The organism is Bacillus sp. FDAARGOS_1420 (assembly GCF_019344915.1).
GTDB lineage: Bacteria > Bacillota > Bacilli > Bacillales > Bacillaceae_G > Bacillus_A > Bacillus_A mycoides.
In genome coordinates this window covers 1,765,423-1,780,134 of the sequence record NZ_JAHWJB010000002.1, presented here as the reverse complement: position 1 = coordinate 1,780,134, position 14,712 = coordinate 1,765,423, and the positions used below count along the sequence as shown (strand labels likewise).

16 protein-coding genes and 1 pseudogene are annotated in these 14,712 nt (G+C 32.7%); 15 read left to right on the top strand and 2 right to left on the bottom strand.

The genetic code is table 11. From position 1 onward, the window contains the following. Positions 1-61: 61 nt before the first annotated feature. Positions 62-592, top strand: coding sequence for a DUF4269 domain-containing protein (locus I6L50_RS19295; protein ID WP_219302443.1), 531 nt, complete (start codon positions 62-64; stop codon positions 590-592). 45 nt (positions 593-637) lie between these two features. Here the strand turns inward: I6L50_RS19295 and pdxR are convergent, their stop codons facing one another. Then, complete coding sequence (gene pdxR, locus I6L50_RS19290) at positions 638-2,071, bottom strand: MocR-like pyridoxine biosynthesis transcription factor PdxR (RefSeq protein ID WP_219302441.1); 1,434 nt, start codon at positions 2,069-2,071, stop codon at positions 638-640. Between the two features lie 152 nt (positions 2,072-2,223). Between pdxR and I6L50_RS19285 the strand changes: the two genes are divergently transcribed. The 13 genes and pseudogenes from I6L50_RS19285 to I6L50_RS19225 all read left to right on the top strand — a co-directional run bounded on the left by I6L50_RS19285 (position 2,224) and on the right by I6L50_RS19225 (position 12,388). Continuing rightward, entirely contained in the window at positions 2,224-3,135 is a 912-nt protein-coding gene (locus I6L50_RS19285) for a DMT family transporter (protein ID WP_219302439.1), read from the top strand. A gap of 283 nt (positions 3,136-3,418) precedes the next feature. Then, positions 3,419-4,342 carry a nucleoside hydrolase gene (locus I6L50_RS19280; RefSeq protein WP_219302437.1) on the top strand — a complete coding sequence of 308 codons (924 nt, stop codon included), beginning with the start codon at positions 3,419-3,421 and terminating at the stop codon, positions 4,340-4,342. 77 nt (positions 4,343-4,419) lie between these two features. Then, positions 4,420-4,884, top strand: coding sequence for a GNAT family N-acetyltransferase (locus tag I6L50_RS19275; protein ID WP_219302435.1), 465 nt, complete (start codon positions 4,420-4,422; stop codon positions 4,882-4,884). Between the two features lie 261 nt (positions 4,885-5,145). Then, positions 5,146-5,715, top strand: coding sequence for a DUF4256 domain-containing protein (locus tag I6L50_RS19270; RefSeq protein WP_002085300.1), 570 nt, complete (start codon positions 5,146-5,148; stop codon positions 5,713-5,715). Positions 5,716-6,087: 372 nt separating this feature from the next. Next, positions 6,088-6,534, top strand: a complete 447-nt coding sequence (locus I6L50_RS19265; RefSeq protein WP_219302433.1) for an NUDIX domain-containing protein — start codon at positions 6,088-6,090, stop codon at positions 6,532-6,534. A 199-nt stretch (positions 6,535-6,733) separates the two neighbouring features. Next, positions 6,734-6,985: a heterocycloanthracin/sonorensin family bacteriocin gene (locus I6L50_RS19260; RefSeq protein ID WP_219303726.1), complete on the top strand. Its 252-nt coding sequence runs from the start codon at positions 6,734-6,736 to the stop codon at positions 6,983-6,985. Positions 6,986-7,098: 113 nt separating this feature from the next. After that, positions 7,099-8,127 (top strand): serine hydrolase domain-containing protein, encoded by a 1,029-nt coding sequence (locus I6L50_RS19255; RefSeq protein ID WP_219302431.1) that lies wholly within the window; start codon positions 7,099-7,101, stop codon positions 8,125-8,127. A gap of 31 nt (positions 8,128-8,158) precedes the next feature. After that, positions 8,159-8,302, top strand: a complete 144-nt coding sequence (locus tag I6L50_RS19250) for a hypothetical protein (RefSeq protein WP_002013225.1) — start codon at positions 8,159-8,161, stop codon at positions 8,300-8,302. Positions 8,303-8,580: 278 nt separating this feature from the next. Further along, positions 8,581-9,789 (top strand): L-lactate MFS transporter, encoded by a 1,209-nt coding sequence (locus I6L50_RS19245; RefSeq protein WP_219302429.1) that lies wholly within the window; start codon positions 8,581-8,583, stop codon positions 9,787-9,789. A gap of 189 nt (positions 9,790-9,978) precedes the next feature. Further along, complete coding sequence (locus I6L50_RS19240) at positions 9,979-10,422, top strand: NUDIX hydrolase (RefSeq protein ID WP_219302427.1); 444 nt, start codon at positions 9,979-9,981, stop codon at positions 10,420-10,422. 30 nt (positions 10,423-10,452) lie between these two features. After that, complete coding sequence (dnaN, locus tag I6L50_RS19235) at positions 10,453-11,583, top strand: DNA polymerase III subunit beta (protein ID WP_219302425.1); 1,131 nt, start codon at positions 10,453-10,455, stop codon at positions 11,581-11,583. A gap of 22 nt (positions 11,584-11,605) precedes the next feature. Further along, a pseudogene (locus I6L50_RS19230) lies at positions 11,606-12,103 on the top strand (NUDIX hydrolase). 39 nt (positions 12,104-12,142) lie between these two features. After that, complete coding sequence (locus I6L50_RS19225; protein WP_219302423.1) at positions 12,143-12,388, top strand: hypothetical protein; 246 nt, start codon at positions 12,143-12,145, stop codon at positions 12,386-12,388. A gap of 58 nt (positions 12,389-12,446) precedes the next feature. Here I6L50_RS19225 and I6L50_RS19220 read toward each other — a convergent pair whose 3' ends face one another. Then, positions 12,447-13,409, bottom strand: a complete 963-nt coding sequence (locus I6L50_RS19220) for an MBL fold metallo-hydrolase (RefSeq protein WP_219302421.1) — start codon at positions 13,407-13,409, stop codon at positions 12,447-12,449. A gap of 296 nt (positions 13,410-13,705) precedes the next feature. On the opposite strand from I6L50_RS19220, the gene I6L50_RS19215 reads away from it, so the two are divergent. After that, entirely contained in the window at positions 13,706-14,707 is a 1,002-nt protein-coding gene (locus I6L50_RS19215) for an LAGLIDADG family homing endonuclease (RefSeq protein WP_219302419.1), read from the top strand. Positions 14,708-14,712: the final 5 nt, after the last annotated feature.

The window sequence follows — 14,712 nt, the reverse complement described above, 5'->3', positions numbered from 1 at the left end:
GATTAAATTTTTTCTCAAATTTAGTGAGATGAGTATTACGTTAAATGAAGGAGAGACTTCTATGTTTACATCTATCACATACTTACAATCCGGGAACGATAAACAACAAAAAGTTTACGACGTTATGAATAAGCTAAACATAATGGCGGATTTAGCTTTATATAGTCCTGTACTTTGCGGGACAATCCCTATTAGAATTGATACCCTTCACTCTGACTTAGATATTGTAATGGAAGTACATAATTATGATGTTTTTGAACAGGAAATTAGATCTTTGTATGGTTCATATGAAGGTTTTGAAATGAAAAAGAAAAACATTAGAAATATCTTAACAATAAAGGCAACTTTTCAATTTGAAGGTTTTGAATTTGAATTATTTGGTCAACCGCAGCCAGTGCGTAACCAAAATGCATATAAACATATGATAGTGGAGCACATGCTATTAATGCAGCATCCCCATATTAGAAAAAAAATCATCCAATTAAAAGAACAAGGCATAAAAACAGAACCGGCTTTTGCACAAGTATTAAAAATTGACGGAGATCCTTATGAAGAACTTATTTTATTAGGACAGGAAATGAGATTTTGGTAAATAGGGTACACATAAAAATCCTCTTTATATAAAAGAGGATTTTTATTATGCCATTAACTTACGAATTAAATTACTTAATATATAAATACCTTGAGTAATTTGTTCAGAGGAAGCATATCCATACGATAAGCGTATGCACTGATCCGATTCTTCTTCATAAATACGTCCTGGGTTTAAAAGAACTCCCTTTGATAGTGCTTCTGAAAACAGTTTTTTCATTGGAATGTTAGGTACAACCGTTAGCCATATAAAAAATCCACCACTTGGAATATCCCATGTAGCAATATCTGCACAATACTTGTCTAAAGCTTGTAACATCATTCGTCTCCGCTCTTTCAGGTGGATCCTTACGTTCGCAACGTGTTCTTCATAAAATCCTTTACTCAACCATTCTGCAGCAACTCTTTGTGATAAAGAACTTGATCCATAGTCAGTTTGCATTTTTATGTCTGACAATCTCTCAATAACAGGCTCTGGCCCGATAATCCAGCCAATTCTAAGTCCTGGGCTAAGTGTTTTAGATAGACTGCCGATATATAAAACATGTCCATGTTTATCCATCGACTTTAAAGGTAGTGGCGGTATTTCATCAATCCATAATTCACGGTAAATATCATCTTCAATGATAGGCAATTGTTCTTTTTCGCATATTTTTAGTATTTCTTTTCTTCGATCCTTGGACATTAATACACCCGTCGGATTTTGAAAACAAGGAATCGAATATAAAATATTTTTCTTTTGACTATAATTAATTCTTCTTAACAAATCATTAGGGATAATTCCATGTTGATCCATCTGTATTCCAGAAAGGTGAATATTAGCCGATTGAAATACGTGAAGAGAATATAAGTAAGAAGGTCGTTCAAGTAAAACAGTTGACTCTCTATGTAAAAGACCGATTGATATTAATTGTAATGCCTGTAATGCACCAGAGACTATTAATATAGAGCTTGGTGATGTATTTATTCCAAATGATTTTACATAATTACTTATTGCTTCACGTAAAGGGAGATATCCTTTTTGTTCTTCATATCCGAAATAATCTAGTTCCTCACATACGTTACGCATAATGAATTGCATAGTTTCTAACGGGAAAAGATGAGGTGCAAGTTCTCCTTTACTAAGATGAATCAATTTTTTATTTGCTTCTGCTTCATTTATTTCTCGTACCATTAACTTGCTTGGTTTATGAATACCAGCCTTTACATATTCACTCCAATCGGGCGGGGGATTGGTGGCTAATAATGACCATGTATTATTCGTTACAATTGTTCCTGACCCGATTTGCCCTTGAATTAAGCCATCTGCCATAAGTTCTTCTAGTGCGGTTATTACAGTACTACGATTTACATGAAATGTTTTCGCTAACTGCCGCTGGCTAGGAACCTTACTTCCAATCGGCCATTCTCCGTATTCAATTTTTTCTTTCATATAGTCTATTATCTGCCGATATTTAGGCAGTTTTTTATCAGTAGACATATTAAAAACTCCCTCATTCATTTTAAAAATGCAAAGTGGTTGGTTTTTTCGAGGATTAACTGGTTGAAGACATTGTATCAACTATTAAATATGATGAAAAGAAATAATTGGTAATTAGAAAATGGCTGGTTTATTGGAGGGGGCGAGAAAATATGCATAATAAAAAATGGGATTTTCGTATTGTATGTGCTCACGCTTTTACGATTCTTATATGGGGAACAGCTTTTCCAGGAATTCGGATGGGGCTTGAAGCTTACAGCCCTGAACACCTTACTTTGCTACGATTACTAATTGCTTCTTTGATTCTTCTTCTGTTTTCACTTATATACAAATTACGGTTACCTGATTTAAAAGATATTCCAGTAATTTTTATATTTGGCGCTCTAGGATTTACTATTTATCATATTGCACTAAACTACGGTGAACAGAGTGTAAATGCTGGACCTGCTAGTTTAATTGTTTCAGTAACACCTATATTAACGGCAATTCTTGCTTCTGTTTTTATGAATGAAAAAATGAAATTAAATGGTTGGATTGGTGGTGTAATTAGTTTAGTAGGAATTGCTTTTTTATCATTAAGTCAAGGAGATTCCATTCAATTGAATAGTGGGGTATTACTAATATTATTAGCGGCATTTTCAGAAAGTCTATTTTTCGTTTTTCAAAAGTCTTATTTAAAAAAGTACGGTTTCTTACCATTTACAATATATGCAATTTGGTCTGGTACTGTATGTATGCTTATTTTTTTACCAGGGATTTATCAAGAAATTGTAGCAGCTCCTATGGAAATTAGTTTGAGCGTTATATATTTAGGTGTGTTTCCGACAGTCCTTCCATATATTGCATTAGCGTATATTACATCTCATGCTGGGGCTTCTGAAGCAACGAGTTCTCTATATTTAACACCAGTTACTGCAGGTTTTATTGCGTGGATATGGTTAGGCGAGGTGCCAACCTTTGTTTCGATAATTGGAGGGATAATTACTATACTTGGAGTTGTGATTGCTCATTTAACATTTAAAAAAGATAATTATAAGCAAATCGAGAGCGAAAAAGTATGGTAAGACATCCCTGCGAGTATTTGCAATTTGAATGCAAAATTCCGGATTAATAACAGGCTTTCAATTCTATAAATATAGTGGGGATAATCTATATTAAAATCAGTTAGTCCAATATTTGTACGAGATTTAATTAAACCGGTAGATTATTTATCTGCAAAAGAACTAGCATAATGCTAGTTCTTTTTTATCAATACATTACTCACCATTAATATTTGCTTAGAACTGTATAGATTTAAATTATTTCCACATATACATAATTATCTTACCTATGAAAGGAGTGCATTTCTTGGAGAAGGTTTTATTTTTTGGAGACCCAGGTATTGATGATTCGTTTGCAATTATGTATGGCTTACTGCATCCTGAAATTGAAATTGTTGGTATCGTAACTGGATATGGAAATGTTGAACATATACATGCCGCTCATAATGCCGCATATATTTTACAGTTAGCAAACAGACAAGATATTCCTGTAATTAGCGGGGCAACAAAGCCACTTACAAATGAAATTACAACGTATTATCCTGAAATTCATGGACCAGAAGGATTAGGACCCATACATGTACCGGAAAGTGTGTTATCTATTCCGATATACAATTTTGGTAGTATTGCTGCGATTCTTGTAAAGTATGGAGAAGATTTAACAATTGTCGATGTAGGAAGATCTACCTCGTTAGCGATTGCTTTTAATTTATGGAACGACTTGATGTTAAATGTAAAAGGAATTTATTTTATGGGTGGTGTCTTTTTAGAAGCAGGGAATGTTACTCCATTAGCAGAGGCAAACGTGTACGGAGATCCTATAGCAAGTCAAATTGTATTTCAGCAAGCGAAAAATATAACGTTATTCCCTTTAAATGTAACAAATAAAACAGTTTTAACCCCAAATGTATTTACTTATATTTTAGCTAATACAAAAAATCCATTTAAGCCGATTATGAAACCCATGTACGATTATTATTTATCAGCATACCAAAAACTCAATCCATCTATTGAAGGGCCATTATTACACGATGTACTTGCTATAAGCGGTTTAGTGAATCCTACATTTTTAAATTATACATCCCGAAAAGTGACTGTGGATATTTGCGGCGAAACGAAGGGACAAACTTTTGCTGATTTTCGCCTACACTCTAAATCTGAAGGGGCGCGTATAGCGTTACAATTAGATGAGGAAAAATTTATTCAGGATTTTATGAAAATCATGTTATAAGTTGATGTCGAAAAAGGGAATCATTTCACTCCGTTGAATATAAAAGATAAATTCTCTTTTTAAAGGAGCTTAAAATAGTGAACGTCCAATTAAAAATTGTTACGAGAGAAAATTGGGAAGACGCATTAAAGTTACAAGTTAAAGAAAACCAAATACACTTTGTTCCGGCAGTGGCAGTATCACTTGCTAAAGTATACATAAAACCAGATGGTGAAAATGTCGAATATATTCCATTGGCTATATATGATGGTGACCTTATAGTTGGTTTTATTATGCATGCTTTTGTACGAGAGTCAACAGATATGTATTGGATTAACGGATTTATCATTGATGAAAAAGAGCAAGGAAAAGGATATGGAAAAGCAGCATTACAGGAAATCATTAACTTAATAAAAAATAACTTTAAAGAGTGTGAGGAAATTAGATTAACTGTCCATAAAGATAATATTTCTGCAAAGAAACTATATGAATGTTATGATTTTAAACCATTAGGAAATGTATATGACGGTGAGGAAGTATATCGCTTATTGTTGTTGAAATAAAGATGTACTGTTTTGAATAAAGTTATATCGTGTATTTATAGTGAAAAGGAAAAGAACATCTAGAATTGAAAGATCGATTAAGAAACTGTTTTGAAACAATAAGTTGTTCCGTTAAAGGGTCATATTGCGGAGAATTGGTTGTACTAATTCATATAAATTATCGCAAACTCAATTCACGCAATTATTTAAACATTTTATTATAAAACAGTATTTATATATACTTAAACTATCATTAATAAAAACATCAATGGAGGAACTAATATGAAAGAAAGCAATAAAAAAGAGTTGTCACTAGAGCAACGTGAAGAATTACTACAAACATTGAAAGATCGTTTTGAGAATAATATGAACCGTCATAAAGGTTTAGAATGGGCTAATGTTCAAGAAAGGCTGGATGCTAATACTGAAAAGTTGTGGTCGCTCAACGAAATGGAACGAACTGGTGGCGAACCTGATGTTGTTGATTTTGATAAAGAAAAAGGCGAATATATTTTTTATGATTGTTCAGCAGAAAGTCCTAAAGGTCGTAGAAGTGTTTGTTACGATCTTGAAGCGCTAGAATCAAGAAAGAAACATAAACCAGAAAATAACGCTATTGATATGGCAACTACCATGGGGATTGAACTATTAACGGAAGAAGAATATCGTACATTACATAATCTTGAAAATTTCGATATGAAGACGTCGAGTTGGGTGCAAACACCTTCTGATATTAGAGAACTTGGCGGTGCCCTTTTTTGCGATTATCGCTTTGGACACGTCTTTGTGTATCACAATGGGGCAGAATCTTACTATGCCGCAAGAGGCTTTCGTGGTTCGTTAAGAGTCTAAAATTTGTACAGGCAGGTAAATTTGAAGTAGAGAATAGATTTGCTTAGGGAATAGTAGTGATTGCATACTTTAGCTACGGCTTCGATTTTGAGGCCGCAAAGAATAGGGCTAATCAAACCTTAGTGTAAAAGAATGAATCAACTAAAAATATTAAGAGTATGTTTTGATAATTTTCTTCATAAACATACTCTTTTTTAGAATCGTTTATCAAAATTATTAGTTTTAATTAACGTATAAACGAGAACTTGTAAAAGGTACTCTTGCAATTATCAATGAAATTCACCCATATGAAACACCTATGATTTATATTATCCCGCTTTTAAATGAAAATTTTCGAGCAAGTATAAAGTGAATGATTAGGAGGAATACAAAATGAAAAGTAAATTCCATCATATTGTACGAGCTATCATGATAAAAGATGAAAAATTACTAGTTGCTGAATACATAGGACATCACTATTTTTTACCCGGTGGCCATGTTGAAATTGGGGAATCAGCAGAGAATGCACTAATAAGAGAGTTACGAGAAGAACTTGGAGTAACTTGCAGTATAAAACAATTTTTAGGCGTCATAGAAAATCAATGGCAAGCCAAAGAAACCCTCCACCATGAAATTAACCACATTTTTGAAATAGATTCAAATGAGTTAAAATCCGATTTAACTCCAATATCTAAAGAATCCCATTTAGCATTTCACTGGATTGATTTTAATAAAGAAAATATAAATTCCTATACAATAATGCCGACACCTTCAGTAAAAGAATTACTAGAAAGAAAATTAAGTGATGAACTATTAACTTGCTGGATTAGTAACTTTTAATTGTCTCTATTTATATTAATTCCGTCCACTAAAAGAATATAAAGAAAATAGGCTCATAAACAAGGTACATCACCTAGTGTAAAGTCATATTTTGTTGATGTACGCATTTAGTCTATAGCCTTATTTCTACTTTATTTTTAAAAGTAAATAAACTCGAAAATTTGGACGGAATTTACATTTGTAAATGGAGGGTTTCATAATGAATGAGTTTCAACAAGAACTACAAGCGTTAAACCTTAATGCTTATCAACCTGGTAATGTTGTGTATTGGGATCAGCAACAAAATCAATATCCATATTACTACATTCAAGACGATGCACGTCGTTGCGGCGGACGTTGTGGCGGTTGTGGTGGTCGCTGTGGTGGTTGTGGCGGCGGACGTTGTGGCGGTTGCGTAGGTTGTGTTGGTTGTTTCAGCTGTTCTAATTGCTGGAACTGGTGGTTTATTTAAGTATTATAGATCTATAATATTTCACATGAAAGAAAAGTGCAGATGCAAAGTTATAATGTATTGAAACTTTTCTTTCATGCTGTTATTTTTATATGTTTTAGGAGGATATTTATTTGTACAAATATGAAAAATTAATTTCATGGGTAGAAAACATTAAAGAGACAAATCAAAGTTCTACGGCAGCACTTTGTATTATGAAAGATAATAAGATTGTGCTAGAGCATTATAGTGGAACGCATTCAAATACTCCTACTAGTAAAAAAGTAACTATATCTTCACAATTCAATGTCGCTTCCGCAAGAAAAAGCTATTTAGGATTAATGGTAGCTTATGCAGTTTATGAGGGGAAAATAAAATCTCTTGATGACGAGGCTGTAAATTATTTTAAAGAATATGATCCTTCATTACTTGGAAAGACAACGATAAGACATTTAGTAACTCATTCACACGGTTTAAATGAAACCGATGATGGGACAGCTTTTCGTGAATTTGAGCCGGGACAAGCTTGGGCGTACAGAGATATTAATGTAAGAATGGTGACGCAGCTTATTTATCAGCTGTATAATAAGAGTTTTCCTGAATTACTAAAGGAGCGTGTATTCCTACCTGCCAACTTCAATGAAACTGGATGGAGAATAGAACATGATGAAAATTTAGTTAAGGTTATTGTAAATCCAAATGAAGATGCAATAAGTAGTGTTGGTGCAGTAGATGACGGCTCCGAGAAAAATCTTTTTGTCTCCGCGAGAGAATTTGCCTACTGGGGGAACCTGCATTTAAATAAAGGTTTTTTAAATGGTAAACAAATTGTGCCAAAAGAAGTTATAGCACTTGCTACGAGCTTACAAAGTCCAGAGTATACAAATAAAGAACTACCTCAAAACGGGTTGTTTTGGTTCGTTCAAAATGAACCTGCTTTATTTAGCGAACTTGGTGAGCGAGTTCCTAAAGGTTCCTATCAAATATTAGGAATTACAGGACCAACGATATTAGTCATTCCAGAATATAATGTCGTCGTTGCTAAAATGTACAATAAAAGATACAACTATGGTGGGGATAATTATTTATATTATTTACGTGAATTTAGCAATTTAGTCGCTGATACATTTAGTAGCAGTAAAAATAATATGGTTAGGGTATAACTACTCCTATAATAAAAAGGAGTGAACTTTAATGAAAAATGAAGTGAATAAAAATAAAAAGCAAAATATAAAGGATGTAAACACAGAACAAAACGCGATTTATAGCGATCCGAAAGATGCAGCTAATATGCAAACTGTACCGCAGCCGAAAGACTTTGAGGAAATTGAATATTAATTTTCTCTCCGACTTATTTATGAAAGAAAAATACGTCTTAAGTCTCATCACTTTCAGCGAATTATTTGATAACATATATACATAAGCATTCGAAAATGTCTTATCTTAACAAAGCTTTCTTTAAATGCTGTATATAACCTACAAAAAGGCACTTCTTGATGAAGTGTCTTTTTGTGTAAGCTAACTCAATTTCCATTTTCCGTACAGTATCTTGCAATTTATCATGGATATACTAACTGTGAAAATTCATGTCATGATAAAAGAAGGGGACAGTTAGCATGAAACAAACATCTATAAATCCATTGCTAATTGTTCTAGGTACAATCATTGTTCAAATTGGCCTAGGAACAATTTACACATGGAGTTTATTTAATCAACCCCTTGTAAGTAAGTTTGGATGGAATCTCAATTCAGTCGCGATCACGTTCTCAATTACGAGTTTTTCTTTATCATTCTCAACTCTATTTGCAGGAAAGCTACAACAAAAATTTGGACTTCGTAAACTTATCGCTACTGCAGGAATTGTTTTAGGACTCGGTTTAATACTTAGTTCACAAGTTTCCTCATTACCATTACTTTATTTATTAGCCGGTGTTGTCGTTGGATACGCTGATGGAACAGCATATATTACATCACTATCTAATTTAATTAAATGGTTTCCAAACCGTAAAGGGCTTATTTCTGGTATATCTGTTTCAGCATATGGAATGGGAAGCTTAATTTTTAGATATGTAAACGGAAATCTTATCGATAGTCTTGGTGTATCACAAGCATTTTTATATTGGGGTATTATCGTCTTATTTTTAGTATTAATCGGATCGTTCTTCTTACGTGAAGCAATTGTAAGTAACACTACGGCTGAAACATTACACAATGACTATACTCCGCGTGAAATGATGCGCACTAAACAAGTATATTTCTTGTTTTTTATGCTATTCACTTCCTGTATGGGTGGTTTATATTTAATCGGTATGGTAAAAGACATTGGGGTGCAGCTCGTTGGTCTTAGTACAGCGACGGCCGCTAATGCCGTCGCAATGATTGCAATCTTTAATACAATAGGTAGAATTATTCTTGGAACGTTATCAGATAAAATAGGTCGATTAAAAATCGTCTCGGCTACATTTATTATTATTGGATTATCCGTCTTCACTTTAAGTTTTATTCCACTAAATTACGGGATTTATTTTGCTTGTGTAGCAAGCGTTGCCTTTTGCTTTGGTGGTAATATCACCATATTCCCAGCCATTGTCGGGGATTTCTTCGGATTAAAAAACCATAGTACAAACTACGGGATTGTTTACCAAGGTTTCGGATTCGGTGCACTTGCAGGATCATTCATTGGAGCACTACTTGGCGGATTTCAGCCAACCTTCATTACAATCGGTGTTCTATGTGTTATATCTTTCGTTATCTCTATAGTAATCCGCCCTCCAAATGCAGAAAAGAAGAAAGAAATCAAATCGTTAAATCGAAAAATAGCTTAATGCTAAGAAAGAGTCCTTATACTAGGGCTCTTTTTCATTACAGCATAATGTCTAAACAATGGATGCCATTCAAAAAATCTAATTCGTTTCGTATTAGTTATTTACTCAAATTACTTTTTATGAATCCAAACAATTTAATGATAGAATAAAATAAAGACAGAAAATTTTTACCATTCAAGGGGGTTACATATGAAAAAAGTAAATGTTACATACGCACTTCTATATGATGAAACTCATGAAAAGCTATTAATGGTTAAAAACAAAGGGGAAAACGGTTCTTATTACACTTTACCAGGTGGAGCAGTTAAATTCGGAGAAACGTTAGAAGAGGCAGCAATTCGTGAAGTGAAAGAAGAAACAGGGCTAGATATATCCGTAAAAGGGGTTTGTTCCATTAGTGAAGCCTTTTTTGAAGAGAGAGGACATCATGCAATCTTCTTTAATTTTTTAGGAGAAATAATCGGAGGGGAACTCTGTATATCACGGCCAAAAGAGATTGAGGAGATTACCTGGATGGAATTAGATTCAGCAGAACCTTATTTACGTATACCAGAACACTTAAAAAGCCTTTTACAAAAGAAAGAAACAGTTCCTTATATTTTTAATGGAACTATTATTCATCAATCTTCATAAAGATAGTATTTCATTTAAGGCGGGGGAAAAATGGAGTTTATCGTTAATCACAAACAATTTACACAAGCTCTTTCAGAAGTAAGTAAAGCTATCTCAACAAAAACTTTAATTCCTATATTATCCGGAATAAAGATAACAGCAGATCAATCTGGAATTACTTTAATCGCAAGTAATTCGAATATTTTCATTGAAAAATTTATACCTATTTCAATTGAAGACGAACAAATTACAACTATTTTAAAAGCAGGGAGTATTGTTGTACCAGCAAAATATTTCATTGAAATTATTAAGAAAATGCCAAGTGAGATTTTAATAAAAAGTATGAATGAGCAGTTGATTACAATTCAATCAGATGAAATTACTTTAAACTTAAATGGACTCTCGGCAAATGAATTTCCTAATGTACCATTTTTAGACGCACATACAGAAATACAAGTAGAAACGGAACAGCTGATTGAGGTATTCAAACAAACTGTCTTTGCAACTGCTAAAAATGAATCTAGACCAGTTCTTACTGGCGTACATTTCGTTATTGATCATAACAAATTAATTTGTGCTGCGACTGATTCACATAGACTGGCTTTACGTGAAATATTAATTTCATCTCATGCGAAAGCAAATTGCATTGTACCAAGTTCCACTATTAGTGAACTACTAAAATTAATGAACAATAATTCAAATTTAGTATACATATATCTTTCAGAGAGTCACATTATTTTTAAATTCGGTACAATTACGTTGTATTCAAGGCTTATTGAAGGAAAATATCCTAATATATCCGGCCTAATTCCAAATGAATCCCAAACGGTTATTAATATAGATAGAAAAAAGATTTTACAAGGTGTAGATCGGTCAAGTTTATTGGCTAGTGAATGGGCAAACAACAACGTTAACTTAGAAATCATCGACGAATGCACAATACAAATCTCTTCTAACGCTTCTCAGATTGGTAAAATATGCGAGACACAACAAATAGATGCGATTCACGGTGAAAAGCAATTAAATATATCTTTCGATGGCCGATATATGGTCGATACTTTAAAAGCAATAAAAGAAGATAGAGTTACTTTAAGTTTTGGTGGTTCCATGAGACCGATATTAATTGAAGCAGGTGAACAATCTGCAGCAGTATATTTAATATCGCCTGTTAGAACTTATTGAGAACAAAGGAAGGAATTAAATTATATACAAGCACACTTTATGTTTTATAAAAAGAAATGAAGAAATACTTATGCTAAATAGAGAATATGATCCTGTAAAAGGATTATGGAACGGTGTAGGAGGGAAGATATAAAAAAGAGAAACACCGTTAGAAAATGCAATTCGTGAAATAAAAGAAGAAACAAATATAGATGTTGAACAAAATCAAATTCAATTTAAAGGCATTATTAAATGGGAGGATTCCTCATATTCTGGTGGCATGTATGTCTATTTAGTAAAGCTACTTAATGAATTTACATATCACACTCCAAAAAAAGTCTCAGAAGGAATTCTAGATTGGAAAGAGGTATCTTGGATTCTAAGTGACTATAATTACGGCGTAGGAGAGATGATACCTAAATTTTTAACTGAAGTACTTTATAATGAATTAATATTAGAGCACTCTTGCGTTTTATCAAATCATAAATTAGTAGAGTATGAGAATAAAGAATTAGCTAAACAGACCAGCATAGTAAAGTAGTAATTAGGGGAGTTTAGTATGTAATAGAAGGAGGAGCTCATGAAAAAAGGAAATCACTTATTTTGGATATGTATAACTAGTGTTACTATTATAATACCCTTAATTATTTACTTAGCATTGGCAACCTCTAGCGAAAAAGATACTCTTACTCAAGTGAAAAAAGCCCCCGGTATCCCATCTGCTATTCAAGATTCAAACGATATAGAAGACCCCACAGGATATTGGACAACAGAAAAGATGAAAAATGCAATTCCAGTAGATAAAACAAAAAATTTTAATAGATGAGTCATAAATGAATAAAAAGCGAACCATCAATATTAAATCGGTTCGCTTTTTATTATAATTATACTTCTCGCCACCAAGCTGACGTAGGATATTCTCTAGATTTTAACGTAATAGCTTCACCAATTTGTGGCGTTGCAATATTAACTCCTAAACGATTTGCTTCTTTTGTAACTCGCTCGATTGGATCACTCCAATCATGTAACGCTAACGTAAAAGCACCCCAATGAATAGGAACGAGCAATTCTCCTTTAACGTCAATATGAGCTTGTACTGTTTCTTCTGGCAACATATGAATTGCAGACCATCTCGTATCGTATTGCCCGCATTCCATTAAAGTAAGATCGAATGGACCATATTTATTACCAATCTCCTTAAAGTGCGGAGCATAGCCACTATCACCGCTAAAGAAAACTTTCGTTTCTTGACCAAGAATAAGCCATGAACACCATAAAGAACGATCTTTATCTGTCATACTTCGTCCAGAGAAATGCCTTGCAGGAGCGCAAACTAACTTAATATTATCAAACGTAATTTCATCCCACCAATTATGTTCACTAATTTTACTAGGTGAAATACCCCATTTAATAAGATATTGCGCAACTCCCGTTGGTACATAAAAGTACTTTGCGCGATCTTTTAACTGCATAATACTCTTGTAATTTAAATGGTCATAGTGATTATGAGAAATGATAATCGCATCAATTTCTTGAAGTTCATCATGTTCTAAAGAAAAAGCACCACTATACCGCTTACTATTAAACACAGGAAATGGGGAAGAGGCATCTCCAAACATAGGGTCTAATAACAATTTTTTACCTTCTATTTTCAAAAGAGAAGCAGAGTGCCCAAACCATGTCACACTCTCTAAAGACTCATTATTTTTATTCGATAAAACAATAGGTAAATTCTTTACAGGACGCAGCTTTGTTTTCATTTTAAAGTAATCAGTCATTAAACCAATAATATCTTTCGGATTAAAACTTACATCAGTCGGAATTTGATTCATATATTTCTTTTTCATTAGTTCTCCTTTTTACGTTTAACAATATACGTATGTTGTTATTGTAGCTAATTGTAGTTTAAACTATATCATTTTACCTTTCATCTTAAATGCAGTACATTTCATAAATTCTTCAAATTTATTATTTATATATAAAAAATAGAATTCATTTAGCAGCAGCTAAAACTAATATTATGTATTTGTGAATTGTTTTGTTTAAGTAAATTCTTTCTTATAAACAACAAAGACCGTATGTTTCTTTATATGTTATAGAAGCAGGTAGGTAACTAATTATCCAAAGGAAGGAGAGTCTATAAATGCTTGAAGAAAGAAAAAAGAAGTCAAAATGTAAACTATCAAAATCTGAAATGATTCAGCTTTATACAAAAGGGAAGAGCACCTCAGAAATAGCTGTACTTGCCAATGTGTCTGCTGGATATATTCGTATGGTTTTAAAAGAAAAAAACGTGCCCAGACGAGCTATAGATAGTTGGAAGAGAAAGTATGATTTAATAGAAGATTATTTTAAAACTTGGTCAAATAACATGGCTTATATTTTAGGATTTATAACAGCAGACGGTGTTATACCAAAAGAAAATCAATGTGTCAGTATCTCGCAAAAAGAAAGTGACATTCTAAACGATATAAAAAAAGAATTAAACACAAACCAGCCGCTTTATCAAAACAAAAAAACAGGCGTATATATGTTAAACCTCAATAGTAAAACAATTAAAGAAGATCTTATGAATATTCACGGAATCAAGCCTTGTAAATCATTTACTGTAGAATTTCCATTCGTACCAGATGAATATCTGCATCATTTTATTCGAGGGTATTTTGACGGAGATGGTTATGTCAATTATGAAGCATATACAGTAAGTTTTGTAGGAGGATCATATAATTTTATGAACTCTCTAAACCAAGTTCTGCAAAATTACAACTTAAATTCTAACCTTTTAAATCAAAATACACATTATCGTGTCATGCTGACTGGGAGAAAATCAATTCAGCTTTTTGCAAATTGGATTTATAAAGACAAAGATATATATTTGCATAGAAAATATGAAACATTTCATAAAGAACATGTAAGTTTAGAACAATTACAAGATCGAAAATTAAAAAGAACTCAAGCTGCAGTTATGCAAAGAAAAGAAAACTTCCTTAAAGATTATGAGAAAAACAAATGTATTACTACAGCATGTTCAAATATAAATATTAATGAATTAACATTTAAACGTTGGATAAAAAATGATAATCAATTTAAAAAAGAATATGAACAAATTAATTTGGCATATATAAATAGCAATAATACAATATAAAATTC

Excerpts from the sequence above, each read along its gene's own strand:
- I6L50_RS19260 (WP_219303726.1), top strand. The coding sequence starts at position 6,734 with ATGAATGAGTTTCAACAAGAACTACAAGCGTTAAACCTTAATGCTTAT.
- I6L50_RS19250 (WP_002013225.1), top strand. The coding sequence starts at position 8,159 with ATGAAAAATGAAGTGAATAAAAATAAAAAGCAAAATATAAAGGATGTA.
- I6L50_RS19240 (WP_219302427.1), top strand. The coding sequence starts at position 9,979 with ATGAAAAAAGTAAATGTTACATACGCACTTCTATATGATGAAACTCAT.
- I6L50_RS19270 (WP_002085300.1), top strand. The coding sequence starts at position 5,146 with ATGAAAGAAAGCAATAAAAAAGAGTTGTCACTAGAGCAACGTGAAGAA.
- I6L50_RS19220 (WP_219302421.1), bottom strand. The coding sequence starts at position 13,409 with ATGAAAAAGAAATATATGAATCAAATTCCGACTGATGTAAGTTTTAAT.
- pdxR (WP_219302441.1), bottom strand. The coding sequence starts at position 2,071 with ATGTCTACTGATAAAAAACTGCCTAAATATCGGCAGATAATAGACTAT.
- I6L50_RS19225 (WP_219302423.1), top strand. The coding sequence starts at position 12,143 with ATGAAAAAAGGAAATCACTTATTTTGGATATGTATAACTAGTGTTACT.
- I6L50_RS19265 (WP_219302433.1), top strand. The coding sequence starts at position 6,088 with ATGAAAAGTAAATTCCATCATATTGTACGAGCTATCATGATAAAAGAT.
- I6L50_RS19215 (WP_219302419.1), top strand. The coding sequence starts at position 13,706 with ATGCTTGAAGAAAGAAAAAAGAAGTCAAAATGTAAACTATCAAAATCT.
- I6L50_RS19285 (WP_219302439.1), top strand. The coding sequence starts at position 2,224 with ATGCATAATAAAAAATGGGATTTTCGTATTGTATGTGCTCACGCTTTT.
- dnaN (WP_219302425.1), top strand. The coding sequence starts at position 10,453 with ATGGAGTTTATCGTTAATCACAAACAATTTACACAAGCTCTTTCAGAA.
- I6L50_RS19295 (WP_219302443.1), top strand. The coding sequence starts at position 62 with ATGTTTACATCTATCACATACTTACAATCCGGGAACGATAAACAACAA.
- I6L50_RS19245 (WP_219302429.1), top strand. The coding sequence starts at position 8,581 with ATGAAACAAACATCTATAAATCCATTGCTAATTGTTCTAGGTACAATC.